This window comes from Bacillus cereus group sp. BfR-BA-01311 (assembly GCF_022664295.1).
GTDB classification, from domain to species: Bacteria; Bacillota; Bacilli; order Bacillales; family Bacillaceae_G; genus Bacillus_A; species Bacillus_A cereus.
In genome coordinates this window covers 17,464-32,984 of the sequence record NZ_JAKUHC010000023.1, presented here as the reverse complement: position 1 = coordinate 32,984, position 15,521 = coordinate 17,464, and the positions used below count along the sequence as shown (strand labels likewise).

Here is a 15,521-nt window from a genome sequence, read left to right as displayed (position 1 = left end):
TTGATTACGCTCCTTTTGGTGCTGGTGGTGTTTTTACATAGACCTTTTTGTACCAATTATCATGGATTGCCGGTGTAGTTTTAGAAGTTGTCTTTGTCTTAACCATCGGTCTACCACCAGTTGCTAGAATAATTGGGCTTGCGACGAATTTAAGCTCGTTTGTATTCGGTTCAGCTGAATTCGTTTTTGATTTCGATGAAATATTAGGACGACTTGCTGAACAGTTATACATAACATGACGAGTTGCCTTCACATCACCATCAAACTCAAATAACAGCGCGAATGGTTTCCCTTTTGCATCAGCTAACTCATTTAATACACCATCTGTCTCATCTAATTGTTCGCCTAACGCATCAATTACAAATTGCTCCGGAAGGAGTGCAATATTTAACGTTCCTTCATAACCTTGGTTATTATCCGCTGAGTAATAAAGCATATCGTCCGCATAGAATTCAATTAAATCACCGCGTGGTTCATTTGTTAGTTCAACCGCACCAGGCATTGGAATTGGTGTTCCAAATGTAACTAACCCATCTTTTGTTTCATATGTTGCATAATGGACATTTTTTAATCCAAAACTTACTTTGTTCTCACTCATTTATATCAACCTCGTTTCATAATTTTTTTGAAATAGGTTTTCAGTTTCAATAAAAACCTCATAGGATTCATAAGGAATCTCATAATTGTCTAGGATTTTTTCAAGATTTGCTTCAGCAACTAAATCTTTTTTATTTGTATAAAGCTCGATACTTAAGTTATTTATCTTGTGATATACCTTGTTATCAGCCATTAAATTCGCTGATCCGTCGACAAGAAAACAAATATAAGGTGGCACTGGAACTGGATTGGTTGGCGTTACTGTGAAATGTGAATAAGCCACAGGATAACCTGTAGCATCAAGGATTTTCTTTAATTCACCTAATGTCATTGTTGAATCGCCCTTTCGACACGTTCAATTAGTTCATTTATTGCTTTTTCTTCTGCCGGAGCAATGTGAACCTTTGCTGCTACACGGCCACCATTTGCTTTAGCATGTCCCTTTTCCAATAAATGTGTAAGTTGCGGTTTCAATGCATTATAAACAATAATTGCACTGCCATCCTTCTTTTTCCGCCAACCTTTACCATACTTCCCTGTTTTCTTAGGACTTTTTTGTTTCAATTCATTCACAAGATTAGTCGCAACCTCTTCTTTAGCATCTTCTATATCTTCTTCTACTAGGTTAGCGTATCTTTGCAATTCCCTAGCAATATCACTTGCAAGAGTATCAATATTAGACACCCGCTTTCACCTCACAATAAAGTTCGATCTTTTCATCGTCTCTTTCATATGTGCGGTAAATGCTATATTCTTTATCTCGATACTTTACTTTTCGTTCATCTTGGTAATCCCAGACATGAACAATCAATATATGACTAGCCTTGATGTTACTTTGTCCAGCTTGAAAGAATTCAGATTGAGGAACTGATTTTTTCTTGCAAAATACATGTCTACTAAATACTTCATTTTCCTCAACTTGACCTAATTCGTCTTTAGTAATTGTTATTACTGGGAATAGTAAAATATCATTCATTTATAATCACCCGCTAAAGTTAGATGATTTTTAAGCATGTTATAAGATGCTAAAAAACGTTCTGCTTCTTTTGCGTCTGAAATAAAATTAGCTTTTACATACGTAATAATTGCTCTTTTAATTAAAGGATCCGTGTCATCTTTTACCTTGAGATGAGAAACACCAGATAACTTCAAATCATATCGAGACGCTTCAATTAAATCTTCAAGTTCATCATCAAGAGCACTATGTGAGATGCGTACCGCTTTCTTCACAACATCAATCATCATATTCATTCACCAACTTGCTCTAGCTGTTTTAAAGCTTTCAGAGCGGCATCTTTACCCTTAATCTTTTCGCCATTTGGAAGTTCGTAATACCCTCCCCCAACATGAACCGGTCCTTTTAAATCTTCTCGTTTATCTATAATTAGTTCCTTATTCAAGAAACCTTCATCTTGTAGATACATTACACGTTCTGCGTCATTTGATTCATATGAATCTGCAACACTATAATGAATGAAAGTGAATTTATCTCGAAAAGCTCTTTTTACAACATATTTATTCAACGGTTTCCCACTCACTGTTAAACCTCCTTATACCATAAAGAAAAGCGACTATTATACAGTAGCCGCTTTCTTCACTCGTAAGAATCCATTTTTAGAAATTACGTTACCACCTGCAAAAACAGAACCTCTATGTGCAATCATACCTTGCTTGAATTTAAAGTCTGTAGATCGTTGAACGTCCATATCTGAGAAAATAGTAAGTTGATAGTTTGATAAAGGACCATATGCCATGCTATATTGTCCAGCTGTTGTTTTAGCATCAGAAACAGCCTTACAAGCACTATTAATAATGAATGGTACCCCATCAATTGTTCCAGAATTACCTTGTGATACTACGTTATATACTTTTTTACCATCAGATGTACGAAGCTTAGCAAATGCTTTTAAGTCTAGTTTATTTAAAATCAATACCGCTGCATCTTCTACGTCTTCATCTCCACCATAGCTATAAATAATTTCATCCAATGTAGATGCATCAATTGCTGAAATTTCTAAATCTGTTGCTGAATCAATTGCCGTAGCTGCTACCGAGAAAATACCAGCAAGTCGATTCGTTGCACCTGTACCAATTAAAATTTCACGAGTTAACTTTTTACGAGTAGCTACTGTGATCCCCTTCATTACTTCAGCATCGTAATCAGCTGCTGGTAATTTCTGAAGCTCTTCTGTGTCCTCTGAATAAGCTGTAACTTTTGCTTTTGTGATATCAGCATATCCAAACGTTGTTTCTGACGTATTGTAGTCACTACCTTCAGTTGTGTAATCACCTTCTCCATAGCTTTTAATATAAGGCTGTTGGTAGCTCTCTCCACCTTTTAAAGTTTTAGAAGAAACTCGATCAATCAGTGTAGACACTTCATTGAAAGTTGGACGAATATCCGTTGCACTATGCTTAGGTAAAACTACATTACCACTTCCAACTGTAACTGCACGGTTTTCCATTAGAGCTTGTCCACGTTTTTCAGAAGTCTCTAATTCTACATCTTGTTTCTGAGGTTCATTGTTAAATGTTTCAACTGTACGCACTTCAGGCATTTGATTATTATTAATCTCCTCTGCTTCTTTTAATAATCTTTGTCGTGTTTCAATTTGTTTTTGTGTTTCTTCAAGATCTCGTAATTCTGTTTCTAATGCTGTTAAATCTACTTCCTTATCGCTTTGTAACATTGAGCGAATTTCTGATTTTCTAGTTAAAATTTCTTGTAATGTTTTCAAATGAATCTCTCCCTTATAAATATGTTTTTAAAATTAGTTTTTTACGTAATTCTTTTTGATTGCGTTCCTTCACAAATTGTTTATATGGGTCATGACTTCTAGCTGAAACTTGCGAATCAGGATAAGCCGGGAAAGCTACTGGACTAATCTCTAGTAACTTAGCTTTTGTTACACTTCGAACTACATTGTCCGGATCTGATTCATCCCATTCTTCTTTGACCATTTGGAACCCAAAGGAAACACCGTCTACATCACCGCGTTTAACCGTCTCGTATGTGTCATTTCCGAGTGTTGTATTGGCTAAGTCTAGTTCAAACCTCAGTCCAATCTCATCTTCAAATAAACGAAGAGTACCATTTTTAGTTCTTCCTAACACTTGTGATGTGTCGTGGCTCCATAAAGCTAATTGATCATCTTGAGTCAAGGACTCTGTGAAAGCTCCTTTTTTAAACTGCTCTTTAAATCGTTGCCAATAGCCCATTGTTACTGATTTCATTTCCCATTTAACTGCATAACCAGAAATTGTTCGAAGGCCATTTTCTAATTCCCTAATTTCAAGAGCACTACTCAGTAATTCCCTCTTTTCCGTCTTGTTCATTGTCATCACCTCCTTCATCAGTGACATTTCCTTCTTTAACTAAAGCTGTATCTAATCTTCTAATCGGCTTAGATCCACCTTCAATTGGTCCAAGTGAAAGAATTGAACGCCATTCATTTGGTGTCATAGCTCCTCTATCAACCATTTGAACTAAGTCCATCTTTGTACTTAAAGAAGCGTATTGAAGTGAAGAGGATTCAAAGATAATCTTGTTACCAAATCCCCTTTCTCGACGCGAAAAAAGCTTCCTGGTATATTCCCCAGCAAGCTGCATTGCAAATGGCTCAATTTCTGATTCATAATAAGCTGTCCATTCATCCTCGTTGTATTTACTTTGGATAATCTTTTCGTTTGTATTAAAGAAATTATAAATACGTTGTACTGTTTCTTGCATCTGCTTGGAATCCGGTACAAACGCTTCAGGTTTCACTTGTTCTAAATCATACCTCGGATCAGAAGAAGCTGCTCCACCATCATTCGAGATATTCAAATAGTTATGCACAAAGTTTTTAACCTGACTATCAATATCTTCTTGTTTTAATACTGACTTAAACTTAAGAATCCACTTTACTACTGCACTATTTTTAATAGCTTTCACAATACCTTGATCAGTAGTTGTAACAATCTCCATTAACTGAGCTAATGCATTACCAGGATGTTCTCCGAAAAAGTCATTATCATTAAAGTCTTTACGCAAATGAATGATATCTGTATATGGAATCGTCATCTGCTTACCATTTTTAAAATAAAACTTTAAAAAGATGTCTCCCTGTGCACCTTCTACAACTTCAACTGTTGTACATGGAATAGGATAAACCTCAGTTGGGTAACCAAAATCATCACGCTTAATATAAGCGAATGCATTATGATTCAACTCTAATTGAACAGCCATTTTCTCTTGAAACATTTGTCCTGTCATCAATGGATTAGGCTCTTCCAGCAAAAATCTCATATAGGAATCTGGATTCACCTTAAATTCAATAGAGTTATCTCGTATATGCTTGGCTATCAGCTTACCGACTGCTTTTGCTTTAGGACGTATACAAGCTCGTATAATATCACTTTGATAGATGTCCCCATTCCACGCAAAAAAACCTCCACCATTATCGTTTATCATTTCAAAACGAGTTGTAGTAGGAGCCTGTTTCTTTCCAAATATCTTATCAAACAACCCCAAATTCTCACCTCCTTCTTAAATCATGTTGAGGTAGTCATTTCGCTTTTCTTGAAGAACTACATATGCATTTAAAAGTGCTGCTGTGCCATCAATACGACGTCTTTGGTTCTTTGTTTTATTTGGTTGTATATTTAAATTATTATCAATAGCTATAGCTGTATTGGAAAGGCACCACTTGTCAATTGCATTGTTGTTATAGTTGACTAACTTAGATTCCAAATCAGCTCCTAAAAGTTTCATCGGACTTGAAAGGGTCTGTTTACCTTGCGCGATAGGAATCATAGATTCTTTACCAAAATATCCTTCCATCTCCTCAACCCAATACTTAGCTGACCATCTATCATAGCCAATCCAAGGTAGATAAATACCACATTCATCTCGTATTTCTAAGAACCATTTCGTGACAAATTTATAATGAACGGAATTTCCCGGTGTTGTTCTTAATAATCCTTGCTCGTGCCATAAATTATATGGAATTTTATCTTCTTTACTTCGTTGCTCTAATAAATCTTCTGGAAGCCAATACATCTGCTTCACATAAATATGTGGGTCTTCTGGGACCATAAAAATAACCTTCGCTGCTGTTAGATCGGTGGTTGAAGATAAATCGCAACCACCAATTCCATAGGAAGGTTTCAATTCTTTGATATTATAAGTAGCTGAGTTATTCAATTGTTCAAATGTTAACCATGCTTCTGATGATGTTTCACGAATATTAAAGTCTTTCGTCAATAAATTGCTCACTAAAAGAGAATTAGCCTTAGCTTTATTTACTTTCGTTTCTAAGTTATCTATTTTCTTTATGGTACCTAAACCCGGATTTGCTTTAGGCCATTTGGTTTTGTCAGTCCACTCTTCTCTTTTATCAAGTTCATAAATAACAGGTAAAAAACGGTCATCTGTATAACCATCTTTATCTTCTAATCCATTCAGTAACATTTCTGCTTCGTCATACTTCATATCATAAACAGATTCTCTTACTGTCCCAGCTGTTGTAATCATAAGAATCAATGGCTGTTCGCGTGCTGACGTACCATCGACAATTACGTCATATAAATTCTTGTCCTTCCACGCATGTATTTCATCAAGGGAGGCTCCGTGAACATTTAGACCATCTAATGTATCACTATCACTACCGACTGGTTTAAATACACTATCATTAAAATCTGCCGTTAATTCTTTGACTAAAGTTTTTATTCTTTTGGACAAAGCCGGTGACTTTTTAACCATTCTTTTTGATTCTGACCAAACGATTTTAGCTTGTTGTTCTTTAGTTGCTACCGCATATACCTCAGAACCACCTTCACCATCTGCTACCTGTAGATATAAGCATATCCCAGACGAAAGCGTAGACTTACCATTTTTACGTGCAACTACTAAAAATGCTTCCCGATATTTTCTAGTACCATCAATTTTATGAACAAAACCAAAAGTAGCTGCTAAGAAAGCCTGTTGCCAAAGTTCTAGGTCAATTGGTTTTCCAGCCCATTTTGCTTTACTATGCTTACAATAATTTTCGATGAATTCAATAACATGATTAGCTCGATTAGAGTCATATTCATACTCAGAATCATTATTATAAACATCACTAACGAGTTTCTTATAAATACGTTTAACTTTGTCACCTACTACAATTTCACCAGATTCAATTTTATTGTAATAATCTATTATAGGATTATGTGATAGTGGATATTGTTTTCTCATCGATTCTGCACAAACTTTTCAAATCCATCGTCGGTTTCTTCTTTCTTCTTTAGATCCGGCTTAGGAACGTAATCACCTAATTGCTTCATAATGCTTTGATAGTTTTTGTTCATTGCTATATATCGTCGAGCTTGCGGACGTTCCCTCTCATACGGCTCTTGATTCTCTGATTGTGAGAACATTTCATCATAACCATTCTCATCGAGGTCTTTTCGAATATCTTCTAATCGAACACGTAAATCTGCCGCTTCCACAATTAATCCCTCTACTACCAAGAGGGTATCTTTTGGCATTTCTTTATATATTCGTTTAAGTCTCGTTATCTCTTTATTAACCCGTTCTTCTTTTGTTAATTCCTTCTTTATTGCCATAAATAACACCTCATCTCTTATGCATTTAGGGTAGGGGGTCACGTGAAATGACCAATTTATTTTTTGAAGGTACCTCATCGGTCCTTCGAGAGCTTGAAAAATGATTTTGAAATGGGGGGGCTTTTATTTCTTTGGAAATATCAGCGTTCACTTTTTATGTTGATTTTTATTCTTTTTGTACTAAATCCCCATTCTCATCAAACATTACTCCTTCAACAACTGGACTATTCTTCTCATGATGTTCACGGTTGTGGCAATCCTGACATAAAAGTTCTAAGTTATGAAAGCTCAATGTAATCTCTGGGTTATTTATATTCTCTGGTGTTATGTAATCCTTATGATGAACAATCTTCCCTGTCCCTTTACATCGCTCACACAATCCATATCTAAATTTAAAATATGAATCCCTACACTTCTTCCATGCTGTGGATTTATAAAACCTCTTTGCATATTCCTTTGCCATGCATCCACCTCAAAACAAATAACCGCTCAATGTTGAGCGGTTATCTTTTATATAAAGTTATATGAAACCCAATACGGTAAATGAAGTTTTATATAACATAATTGTCTTTAATCCCTATCTATTATTAGGTGGCTTTTGTACGACAAAAACTATATGGTTTAAAGCTTTTTATTTTTACTTTTTAATTATATTAACGATATCTCGATGAGCCTTTTCTACTAGAAGCTAACTTATTTTTATTTGCTCTTTCTTGTTCCTCTTTTTCTTTTTCCTCAGTTTCCTTTTTTTCAATACACTTATCAATAATTTGCTTATAAAAATGAAACCTTCCAAAATTATTTCTATAATTCTGTACAGCAATTCCTACAAAACCGAGTACGACCATTAATATTAAGAAAACAATCGCTCCACTTGCAAAGACTGTATTAAATGTAAATGCTAAACTATCTGCCTTTTGATTTATATCACTTATCTCGTTTCCTTTAAGAAAAAGCATTGCAGCATTTAAAGAAAAACCAGAAAAACAAGTAAATAGCGCTATAAACGTACCCACTAGAATTGTAATAAAAGAGTTGTAGAATGTTTGAGTTGGACCAAATAACTTACTTTGTTCTACTTCTCCTTCCAAAATAACACTCATTGACTCTAAGTCTTCTTCTGTATGTCCCTCTTCTAGCTTATTAATAAATTCCGAGCATTGTTTAACAGTTAGTTGTTTGTACTTAACATTGAAATATTCTCTTATTTTCCCATCAAGATATTTTCCAATCTTATTATTATTTATATCCATCGCACCATACCTCCTATAAATTTATAAATCATTATATTACTGTAATTAAATTCAATCAATAAAAAAATCCTTGAAATTAATATATTTAATACTAAAAATTGCTAATAAATATCAAAAAACTATTGATACGTATTATAATACGTGTTATAATAAGAGTATAGAAAGGAGGGAATAAGGGAGATGGACATTCTAGATATTTTAGACAAAGTAAGCGGGATTTCTTCTTTCATCTTAGCGATATACATACTTCTCAAAGAAATCAAAGAAGAAAAAAATAAGCGTCCTCAACGCAAAGGCTCCAGCCGACCAAGCAGAAAACCTAAGCGAAGAAAACGCAAGTAAGCTAACAAGAAGCCCAACCAACTGGTTGGGTTTCTCAAAAAAATATTAACATCTCCCATATCAATATGTCAAAAACTTCATTGATTTTAAATACTATTTGTTTGTTTTTAACAATTCGTTTCTTTATTGTTACCGACTTTTCTAATTTACAAATGTTAGACACTATCTACTTAATAGTTATTATTTTATGGATTCTGGTCTTTACCATTTCAATTATCAAGAAATTTAAGAAGTAAATCCATTACACTATATTTAGCAGGAGGAAAAGCAAATGAGCACTTATCAAGACCGCTACATCTACCCATCTATTTTTGATTTCTCTAATGAGCAGGTTACTGTTACATTTCCTGACTTAGCAGATTGTCATGCTAATGGCAATAACTATGAGGATGCTTTTGAAATGGCTAAAAAGACATTAGCAACTCATCTATACGAAATAGAAGAAAATAAAGGTACTATTCCGCCTGTATCTAATCCAGCTTCTATCCAAACTAAAGACAATCAAGTTATTGGCTTAATGGAAGTATGGATGCCACCATTCCGTAGTGAGATTGAAAATAAAGCAGTAAAGAAAACATTAACTATTCCTCATTGGCTTGATAAAATGGGAAAAGCTAATAATGTAAACTACTCACAAGTGTTACAAGATGCATTAAAGAAACATTTAGGTGTTACCGAAAATAAAAATATCTAAAAGAGATGAGTTTTCTTCATCTCTTTTTTCTTTACCTAAAAAAAGAAATAACCGCTCAATAGAAACGGCTATTCCTCTTCATATGGTCTATATTTACTACGCAAGACTTCTAATTCTTTCTTCTTCTCTTCAATGTCTTCACGCAGAAATAAACTCACTCGTTCCATCTTCTTAAATGGCACAAGTTTACCATCTTTAATCATTTTACTAATTCTCGCTTTACTAATCCCTAAAACATCCATTACCTCTGGTGTCGTTAATACCTCATCATGTAAAAAAGAAAGCAGTTGCTCTTTATCTTCAAACTTGTACACTTTATTCACCTCTTTTTTCTTTAAAAATCCCATAAAGTCGTAATGACGTATTTATTATATAAAGGACTAAAAGAATGATTAACACGATATCCAAAGCAGTTTTAAAAATACTCGCTTCGACTGAATCTCGAAAATACGCAAAATAAAACAGTGTAACGAAAATAAGTAAGATGTTCGATGAATTACTTGTTTTCTTCATATTGTTTACAAATTGGCAAGTTGTTATAATGTGTATAGAAGAGAGAAGATGGGCTTCTCTCTTCCGCTCAAAATCATTTTCGTTTACGTCTGGCTGGGCGTTTTCGTTTGGTTTTGAGCTTTTTTACTTTTTCGTGGATGACTAGGACTTTTTCGATGATTGTTAGTGCTGTAAGTATCATTCCTAGTATCAGTGCTAACTTTGCCAATTTGTTTCCCCCCTTTCGTTCTTTCTATATTTATTATATCATATCTGTTAACTTAAGTAAATAGGTATAGGCGTTATTTTCAACATTTTTTAATAATTCTTTCTTACTAGAAGTAGGATTTTCATTAAATATATTTTGTGTTTTTTTCCAAATTTAAAAGCATCTTATGCAGATGCTTTTTCTACTTAAACACTATTTATCGCTTCTCACTTGATACTCTTAGTATCGAGCGGATTAATACCACCATTCTCTGAATACTTTTTTCTTTTAAAAAAAGTATTCACTTTATTTCTCCGATCAATATTTTTAAAATATACCCTTTAATGTTCTATTAAACATATAGTCTTATAATTCTTTCATATGATGCCTTACATGCCATTCGAAGTATTTATCATTCCTTTCATTCCAATTATCACAAACCTTTCCTTCAATATTTTCAATATAATCTTTTACCGTTTTCGGTAAATATTCTGTATCCACTAAACTAATTACTTTTCCCTTTCGGACACTAATGTACCCCTTTTCAAATAAATCGTCACACCCAAATTTACACATCGGCATGGCAATATATTCTATATCTATTTTTTCTATTTTAGTACAGTGCGCTCTCTTTTTAATATGAGCAGCTACAAGTAAGTCTACTGGGTATTCTTCACCACAAATTCCACAATTGCATATTCTTTGATTGCCAAATAAATACCCTCGTATTTTATTCTGCTCTTTTCTAGCCCTTCCTTTAACCTCACGTTCCAAAGAGGCGTTTTGCTCTAACTCATTTATATTAATTTGCAAGCTTTCTTGAACTTCTTCCTTCGTAGTAACAGGTAAATGTGTAGAGCTATAAAAATCAAAAGTATTTATTAATATACTACTTTTCTCTTCACTTAACACCCTAACACCTGGTAAGTGTTGTTCTTTAGATTTATATTTTAGTAAATCATTAATAATACTTACTGGTATCTGTTGATACTTTATTTCATCTAAAAAATACAAGTATTCATAAATTCCCCCCGTTGTTTCTCCCCAAAGATGCCTTGCTAATTGTGAATTATGTACCTTATATGTAACAGTTGCTGAAGAAAAAAATTGCAACTCATTATAAAAAAGCGCTATATCTCCTCTCTCTATCCTTTGCCAAAAGGTAATATTTCTGCCATTATTCCCACGTTTTATCCCCCAAATATAAACCTTTCTATTTCCATAAGCTTGAGATAACTCCTCAAATTCTTTCACTGTAAAAAATGATTGAATTTCACTAAGATATACCCCTTTACGCATTGTACGATTATAATTTGTTTCATCTTTCCCTCTCGGTTGCAAAATTACATGCATACTCTTCACCTCGTATTATTAGATATTTAATTAAAATACATTATATTATTCTTAATCCTATAGACTCCCTCTACAAGATATCTATTCTCTTTTTTGATTATACAAGAACATTTATTCACATTATAAAAAACAGATATACAAATTTAAATTTATAAAGTACTATAATGAGTGAAGAATAATCATTAAATTCAGTTTTCTATCCAATACAACTCTAAAATAAAATGATTATACTTTCTACTAAGCCAATTTTTATGGAAGTGCCTAAGTAGATTACACTCAAAAGTATTATGCAACCACATTTTCAAGTTAAATATTGTACTATTATGAAGGAGGAACCATGTTGGAAAATACCCATCAAAACAAAAATAAATATGAAGACAGAGCAATTGTATTCTTAGATTTTCTAGGTTTTAGTAACATTGTGGAAAAAACCGTGAATTCAGACACAGAATTTCAAGAATTATTAGAAACACTCAACAATATCGTTAATTATGCAACTACTACAAGCGAAGATGAAGCACGTTTGGTATTACATCCTCAAGACATTGAAAAAGTCGAGAAAAAATATGCATCCATGCCACAAGATTATAAAGAAAAATTTGAAGGGTATTTCGAAAAATTACCATTAAAAGAAAAAACTACAATTAATCCTTCAGATGATAGACGTGTAACTATCTTTTCCGATAGCGTCGTTATTTCTTATCCTATTGATTGCATGTATGCACTTTTAATTAATACTTGGTCTCTTGCAAGTGCTATAGCAACAAGTGGTTATTTAATTCGTGGAGGAATCACTTTTGGGAAACTATATCATGATGATAGAATTGTATTTGGACCCGCGATGAATGAAGCTTATCGTTTAGAAAGTGAAGTTGCAAAGATGCCAAGAATAATTCTTGATTCAAATTACATAGAAAAAGCACGTGAATATAGCAATAAAGATGAAAATGAATATTCTGTTAATTATTTAGCATGCATTCAAACAGATCCAGATTTTGATAATTATCAATTTATTGATTTTACATCAGCTACTTTTTCAGCAAATAGTTTCCCACAATTAGAGAATAGAATAATAAATGACCTAAACGAAATAGCTTCAAATATACCTAATCTCAGTGAGAAAGACCTTAAAAAGGCTGAAAATATACAAGAAAAATTAAATTGGATGCGAAAGCGCCTTAATAAAAGCTAATGATTTTTTAATATGCATTATATATTTCTAGACAATTTTTATGTTTATATTAACCCTTCAGAACTCATATGTCTTATATAAATTCTGAAAGGTTAATATAAAACATACGAAATTCTTATGTAAAACTATTATCAATTAATCCTTCATATCTATCCCTATTAACCAAATAGGTACTTTCACAACACTACCATATTGCTCTAGTGTCTGTTTCATTTTATCAAAAGTTACTATACCACTACTTAAATACTCTTCTAAATTTCCCGTTGCTGTAATATATATTAAAAGATCTACTTCCATTGATTCTTCTAAATGAAGAACTTTAAACATATCATAAAAACCTAAGCCCCAATTCCCAAATTGAACTTCACCAACTACTGTTGGACTTTGTTTAGGTACCATTATATCTTCACCTTGAAATTGGGTAGTAGGTACTTGATTCTGTTCAACAATCTCCTTCCACTCTTTGTTTCTCTTCAACTGTCTATTCCATTCATTCTCTCCTCTATGCATCGCTCTTCTGCCAAAGCATAAGTTTCTAAAGTTTTTTATATTGTATTCACTATCAAATAAAGCAAAGTCGAACCCTCCAGTTTTAGGGGAGTCATACAATACACCCTCTTTACATTCAACTTCAAACTTCATATTCACAATAGTTTTTAAGCTATTTTTTAATGCTTTGTTTAAAGAACCTGCACTTACTCGTTTAAAATACTTCTCTTCCTTTTCAGAAACTTTAAATTCTAATCCGCTTAGCTTACTTTCAATACAAAGTTTAATATCATTTTCCAATTGAATATGCTTATTCAAGAATAAATCTGAATGTCTATGGAATAGTTCGTTTGCTATAAATAATTCCCCATCTTTTTTTTCAATCCATTCTTCCTTACTCTGACTATCTATTTCAATCATTAAAATTTCTCCCCTTCTCAACAAAATAACTTAAAAATATAGCATTTAATCTAATAGACTAGTACATCCTCTTTAACCTACTTTTAACCATTATCCAAAATGAGCTTTTCTATGACAATTAGGACATAGCGCTGTTGCATTTTCCACAGTGTCCTCTCCACCTTCAGATAGCGGAACTATATGATGCACCTCTAAATATGGTGTACCGTCCTTAGCACGTTTAAAAGGCGCCTCTTGTCCACATTCTTCACAATATCCATTAGCTCTCTCTAGTATTTCAGCAATCACATCTGGATTTCGTTTATATTGAGTAGTAACCACTTCAACCACTTCAGGTATTTTTTCCGCTTGTTCTAATCGATTTTTACGTTTAGAACTATCAATATTTCGAGATTTCTCTACTCTTATTTCTAGATCACTCTCATATTCATTATTAGTAAGGTTATGTAAAGTTCTATAATGGTCAATTTTTCTCAATTCAAACCACTTAGATCCATCCTCTTCTTCAACATGTTTTACGTATTTGAATACACCATGTAATACACATTTCGTGTCTTCTTTAATAAATACATAGATTGGTACATTTGTGTCTTTAGTACTATAAATAGCAGAGTTATCTTGGTACTCTAATTTGAATTTATTGGCTCTATTTTTAAAATAATATTTTAAAACTTCTTTTTCTACTAACCACTCATTTGCATATTTCCCATCTTCTAAAGTAACTTTAATAAAAATAGCGCTTAATTTAGGGGATTTTCCTATTAAATAGATACCTTTTCTAATAGCATAATCCCTAGCAAAATTAGAGATGTCCCACGATGTATATGTCTTTCCAATAACAAAATCACTTAATACTGTTACATCATTTAGATGATGTTGAAATTTCTCTTCGAACTCAGAATATAAATCTTCATACGTTTTTAACCCTCTACTCTTTAGAGATTTATAAACTAAATCTTTTCCATAATCAGGCGAATCTGAAAATCTATCCATATAAATTTTCAAATCTCCTATTTTCTTAAAAGAATTAATTCTGTTCATGGTACTTCTAACCTTATTCTTAATCTCCTTATTAATATCAGGATGGTTTAGCGCTGGTATATCCACCTCGGATAAAATAAAATCAATTGCATCCTTAATCATATTTTCACTTCCTTAGCCAAACAAATATGCCGTACAATTCACAAACTATATTTTACCTTAATTTCTCAAAGATAACCATTTACTTTAATAAATACCACAAAAATAAGAACCTCATCCGCAATTGCAGAAGAGGCTCTCATTTACCTGTCTTGCTATTTTCTTTTCAGCACGTTCTATCATAGATTGTACTGTACTACACGTAATGTCTAAATATCTAGCAATTTCTCTAAATGTTAAACAATATCCTCGAGACATTAGATACACTTCTTTCTCCCGCTCCGTTAACAATGATAAAGCATCTTCTATCCTAATTTTATCCCATTCACCAATTGCATGCTCTTGCTGACGATTGTCCCACTCATATAAATTATCATCCATACTACGAAAATATCTTTGCATTAAAAGCGGATCGCATATTCTTTCACGTTGATATGCAGCTAATCTTTCAATCCCTCTACGATTTCCTGGTCTTCTCGCCTTTTTCATCCATTCTAAGGAATAAGAAATGTCGCTAATCATATCAGTTAGAATCTTTATATCTTCCTCTTTAGCATCCTTTTGTGCCTCTCTCAATTGTCTTAAAGTCGTGTTATATTGCTTAATCAAGTCCTGCATGACCTATCCCTCCTTATAAACAAAAAAGAACACCGTATATAGACTGTACTTCTCTACATAACAGTGTTCTTTTATTACTTTCATATTTAATTTCTACGCTTCTCTCACTACACAAGTAACTTATTACTTATACAG

22 protein-coding genes are annotated in these 15,521 nt (G+C 33.1%); 3 read left to right on the top strand and 19 right to left on the bottom strand.

Translation table 11 applies throughout. The features are described 5' to 3' along the window. Nucleotides 1–4: 4 nt before the first annotated feature. From MR136_RS27090 to MR136_RS27030, 13 genes are all read right to left on the bottom strand, one after another. Complete coding sequence (locus MR136_RS27090) at nt 5–598, bottom strand: major tail protein (protein ID WP_044793464.1); 594 nt, start codon at nt 596–598, stop codon at nt 5–7. Further along, nucleotides 599–928 (bottom strand): hypothetical protein, encoded by a 330-nt coding sequence (locus MR136_RS27085; protein ID WP_078421074.1) that lies wholly within the window; start codon nt 926–928, stop codon nt 599–601. It abuts the gene before it with no gap. Next, nucleotides 925–1,281 (bottom strand): HK97 gp10 family phage protein, encoded by a 357-nt coding sequence (locus tag MR136_RS27080; protein ID WP_000065121.1) that lies wholly within the window; start codon nt 1,279–1,281, stop codon nt 925–927. Before MR136_RS27080 ends, MR136_RS27085 begins: the two co-directional genes overlap by 4 nt. Further along, the gene (locus tag MR136_RS27075) at nt 1,274–1,573 is read right to left on the bottom strand and encodes a phage head closure protein (RefSeq protein ID WP_078421075.1); all 300 of its coding nucleotides are present in this window, start codon (nt 1,571–1,573) and stop codon (nt 1,274–1,276) included. The genes MR136_RS27080 and MR136_RS27075 overlap by 8 nt, the downstream gene beginning before the upstream one ends. Then, nucleotides 1,570–1,842 carry a head-tail connector protein gene (locus tag MR136_RS27070; RefSeq protein ID WP_139365848.1) on the bottom strand — a complete coding sequence of 91 codons (273 nt, stop codon included), beginning with the start codon at nt 1,840–1,842 and terminating at the stop codon, nt 1,570–1,572. Before MR136_RS27070 ends, MR136_RS27075 begins: the two co-directional genes overlap by 4 nt. Nucleotides 1,843–1,844: 2 nt before the next feature. Continuing rightward, nucleotides 1,845–2,135: a hypothetical protein gene (locus MR136_RS27065; RefSeq protein ID WP_078421077.1), complete on the bottom strand. Its 291-nt coding sequence runs from the start codon at nt 2,133–2,135 to the stop codon at nt 1,845–1,847. 36 nt (nt 2,136–2,171) lie between these two features. After that, nucleotides 2,172–3,335 carry a phage major capsid protein gene (locus MR136_RS27060; RefSeq protein ID WP_078421078.1) on the bottom strand — a complete coding sequence of 388 codons (1,164 nt, stop codon included), beginning with the start codon at nt 3,333–3,335 and terminating at the stop codon, nt 2,172–2,174. A 13-nt stretch (nt 3,336–3,348) separates the two neighbouring features. Beyond that, nucleotides 3,349–3,933, bottom strand: a complete 585-nt coding sequence (locus tag MR136_RS27055) for an HK97 family phage prohead protease (RefSeq protein WP_078421079.1) — start codon at nt 3,931–3,933, stop codon at nt 3,349–3,351. After that, nucleotides 3,899–5,110, bottom strand: coding sequence for a phage portal protein (locus tag MR136_RS27050; protein ID WP_078421080.1), 1,212 nt, complete (start codon nt 5,108–5,110; stop codon nt 3,899–3,901). Before MR136_RS27050 ends, MR136_RS27055 begins: the two co-directional genes overlap by 35 nt. A gap of 15 nt (nt 5,111–5,125) precedes the next feature. Then, nucleotides 5,126–6,814, bottom strand: coding sequence for a terminase large subunit (locus tag MR136_RS27045; protein ID WP_078421081.1), 1,689 nt, complete (start codon nt 6,812–6,814; stop codon nt 5,126–5,128). After that, nucleotides 6,811–7,185 (bottom strand): hypothetical protein, encoded by a 375-nt coding sequence (locus MR136_RS27040; RefSeq protein WP_000985228.1) that lies wholly within the window; start codon nt 7,183–7,185, stop codon nt 6,811–6,813. The genes MR136_RS27045 and MR136_RS27040 overlap by 4 nt, the downstream gene beginning before the upstream one ends. Before the next feature lie 166 nt (nt 7,186–7,351). Then, nucleotides 7,352–7,648: an HNH endonuclease gene (locus tag MR136_RS27035; RefSeq protein ID WP_242259695.1), complete on the bottom strand. Its 297-nt coding sequence runs from the start codon at nt 7,646–7,648 to the stop codon at nt 7,352–7,354. 190 nt (nt 7,649–7,838) lie between these two features. Next, nucleotides 7,839–8,438 (bottom strand): hypothetical protein, encoded by a 600-nt coding sequence (locus tag MR136_RS27030; protein ID WP_000354061.1) that lies wholly within the window; start codon nt 8,436–8,438, stop codon nt 7,839–7,841. Nucleotides 8,439–8,618: 180 nt separating this feature from the next. Here MR136_RS27030 and MR136_RS27025 point away from each other — a divergent pair, with 180 nt between their 5' ends. Both MR136_RS27025 and MR136_RS27020 read left to right on the top strand, forming a co-directional pair. Next, nucleotides 8,619–8,780 carry a hypothetical protein gene (locus MR136_RS27025; protein ID WP_000352021.1) on the top strand — a complete coding sequence of 54 codons (162 nt, stop codon included), beginning with the start codon at nt 8,619–8,621 and terminating at the stop codon, nt 8,778–8,780. A gap of 271 nt (nt 8,781–9,051) precedes the next feature. Then, entirely contained in the window at nt 9,052–9,474 is a 423-nt protein-coding gene (locus tag MR136_RS27020) for a type II toxin-antitoxin system HicB family antitoxin (protein WP_000109233.1), read from the top strand. 68 nt (nt 9,475–9,542) lie between these two features. On the opposite strand, the gene MR136_RS27015 is transcribed toward MR136_RS27020, so the two are convergent. The 3 genes from MR136_RS27015 to MR136_RS27010 all read right to left on the bottom strand — a co-directional run bounded on the left by MR136_RS27015 (nt 9,543) and on the right by MR136_RS27010 (nt 11,527). After that, a complete protein-coding gene (locus MR136_RS27015) occupies nt 9,543–9,821 on the bottom strand; it encodes a helix-turn-helix transcriptional regulator (protein WP_003159543.1) in 279 nt (92 codons plus the stop codon). Between the two features lie 239 nt (nt 9,822–10,060). After that, nucleotides 10,061–10,195: a hypothetical protein gene (locus MR136_RS28485; RefSeq protein ID WP_001086026.1), complete on the bottom strand. Its 135-nt coding sequence runs from the start codon at nt 10,193–10,195 to the stop codon at nt 10,061–10,063. A gap of 345 nt (nt 10,196–10,540) precedes the next feature. Next, the gene (locus tag MR136_RS27010) at nt 10,541–11,527 is read right to left on the bottom strand and encodes an HNH endonuclease (protein WP_000558151.1); all 987 of its coding nucleotides are present in this window, start codon (nt 11,525–11,527) and stop codon (nt 10,541–10,543) included. 340 nt (nt 11,528–11,867) lie between these two features. On the opposite strand from MR136_RS27010, the gene MR136_RS27005 reads away from it, so the two are divergent. Beyond that, nucleotides 11,868–12,719: a hypothetical protein gene (locus MR136_RS27005; RefSeq protein WP_000432058.1), complete on the top strand. Its 852-nt coding sequence runs from the start codon at nt 11,868–11,870 to the stop codon at nt 12,717–12,719. A gap of 135 nt (nt 12,720–12,854) precedes the next feature. Here MR136_RS27005 and MR136_RS27000 read toward each other — a convergent pair whose 3' ends face one another. The 3 genes from MR136_RS27000 to MR136_RS26990 all read right to left on the bottom strand — a co-directional run bounded on the left by MR136_RS27000 (nt 12,855) and on the right by MR136_RS26990 (nt 15,386). After that, nucleotides 12,855–13,628 (bottom strand): BglII/BstYI family type II restriction endonuclease, encoded by a 774-nt coding sequence (locus MR136_RS27000; RefSeq protein WP_000569637.1) that lies wholly within the window; start codon nt 13,626–13,628, stop codon nt 12,855–12,857. Nucleotides 13,629–13,718: 90 nt separating this feature from the next. Then, nucleotides 13,719–14,771 (bottom strand): HNH endonuclease, encoded by a 1,053-nt coding sequence (locus tag MR136_RS26995; protein ID WP_000588534.1) that lies wholly within the window; start codon nt 14,769–14,771, stop codon nt 13,719–13,721. A gap of 111 nt (nt 14,772–14,882) precedes the next feature. Beyond that, nucleotides 14,883–15,386, bottom strand: coding sequence for a sigma-70 family RNA polymerase sigma factor (locus MR136_RS26990; protein ID WP_242259694.1), 504 nt, complete (start codon nt 15,384–15,386; stop codon nt 14,883–14,885). Between the last annotated feature and the right edge of the window lie 135 nt (nt 15,387–15,521).

Bases quoted from the DNA above. Each gene is read 5' to 3' on its own strand.
- MR136_RS26995 (WP_000588534.1), bottom strand. From the start codon at position 14,771: ATGATTAAGGATGCAATTGATTTTATTTTATCCGAGGTGGATATACCA.
- MR136_RS27040 (WP_000985228.1), bottom strand. From the start codon at position 7,185: ATGGCAATAAAGAAGGAATTAACAAAAGAAGAACGGGTTAATAAAGAG.
- MR136_RS26990 (WP_242259694.1), bottom strand. From the start codon at position 15,386: ATGCAGGACTTGATTAAGCAATATAACACGACTTTAAGACAATTGAGA.
- MR136_RS27070 (WP_139365848.1), bottom strand. From the start codon at position 1,842: ATGATGATTGATGTTGTGAAGAAAGCGGTACGCATCTCACATAGTGCT.
- MR136_RS27045 (WP_078421081.1), bottom strand. From the start codon at position 6,814: ATGAGAAAACAATATCCACTATCACATAATCCTATAATAGATTATTAC.
- MR136_RS27075 (WP_078421075.1), bottom strand. From the start codon at position 1,573: ATGAATGATATTTTACTATTCCCAGTAATAACAATTACTAAAGACGAA.
- MR136_RS27055 (WP_078421079.1), bottom strand. From the start codon at position 3,933: ATGAACAAGACGGAAAAGAGGGAATTACTGAGTAGTGCTCTTGAAATT.
- MR136_RS27010 (WP_000558151.1), bottom strand. From the start codon at position 11,527: ATGCATGTAATTTTGCAACCGAGAGGGAAAGATGAAACAAATTATAAT.
- MR136_RS27030 (WP_000354061.1), bottom strand. From the start codon at position 8,438: ATGGATATAAATAATAATAAGATTGGAAAATATCTTGATGGGAAAATA.
- MR136_RS27020 (WP_000109233.1), top strand. From the start codon at position 9,052: ATGAGCACTTATCAAGACCGCTACATCTACCCATCTATTTTTGATTTC.
- MR136_RS27085 (WP_078421074.1), bottom strand. From the start codon at position 928: ATGACATTAGGTGAATTAAAGAAAATCCTTGATGCTACAGGTTATCCT.
- MR136_RS27015 (WP_003159543.1), bottom strand. From the start codon at position 9,821: ATGGGATTTTTAAAGAAAAAAGAGGTGAATAAAGTGTACAAGTTTGAA.
- MR136_RS27000 (WP_000569637.1), bottom strand. From the start codon at position 13,628: ATGATTGAAATAGATAGTCAGAGTAAGGAAGAATGGATTGAAAAAAAA.
- MR136_RS27035 (WP_242259695.1), bottom strand. From the start codon at position 7,648: ATGGCAAAGGAATATGCAAAGAGGTTTTATAAATCCACAGCATGGAAG.
- MR136_RS27025 (WP_000352021.1), top strand. From the start codon at position 8,619: ATGGACATTCTAGATATTTTAGACAAAGTAAGCGGGATTTCTTCTTTC.
- MR136_RS27090 (WP_044793464.1), bottom strand. From the start codon at position 598: ATGAGTGAGAACAAAGTAAGTTTTGGATTAAAAAATGTCCATTATGCA.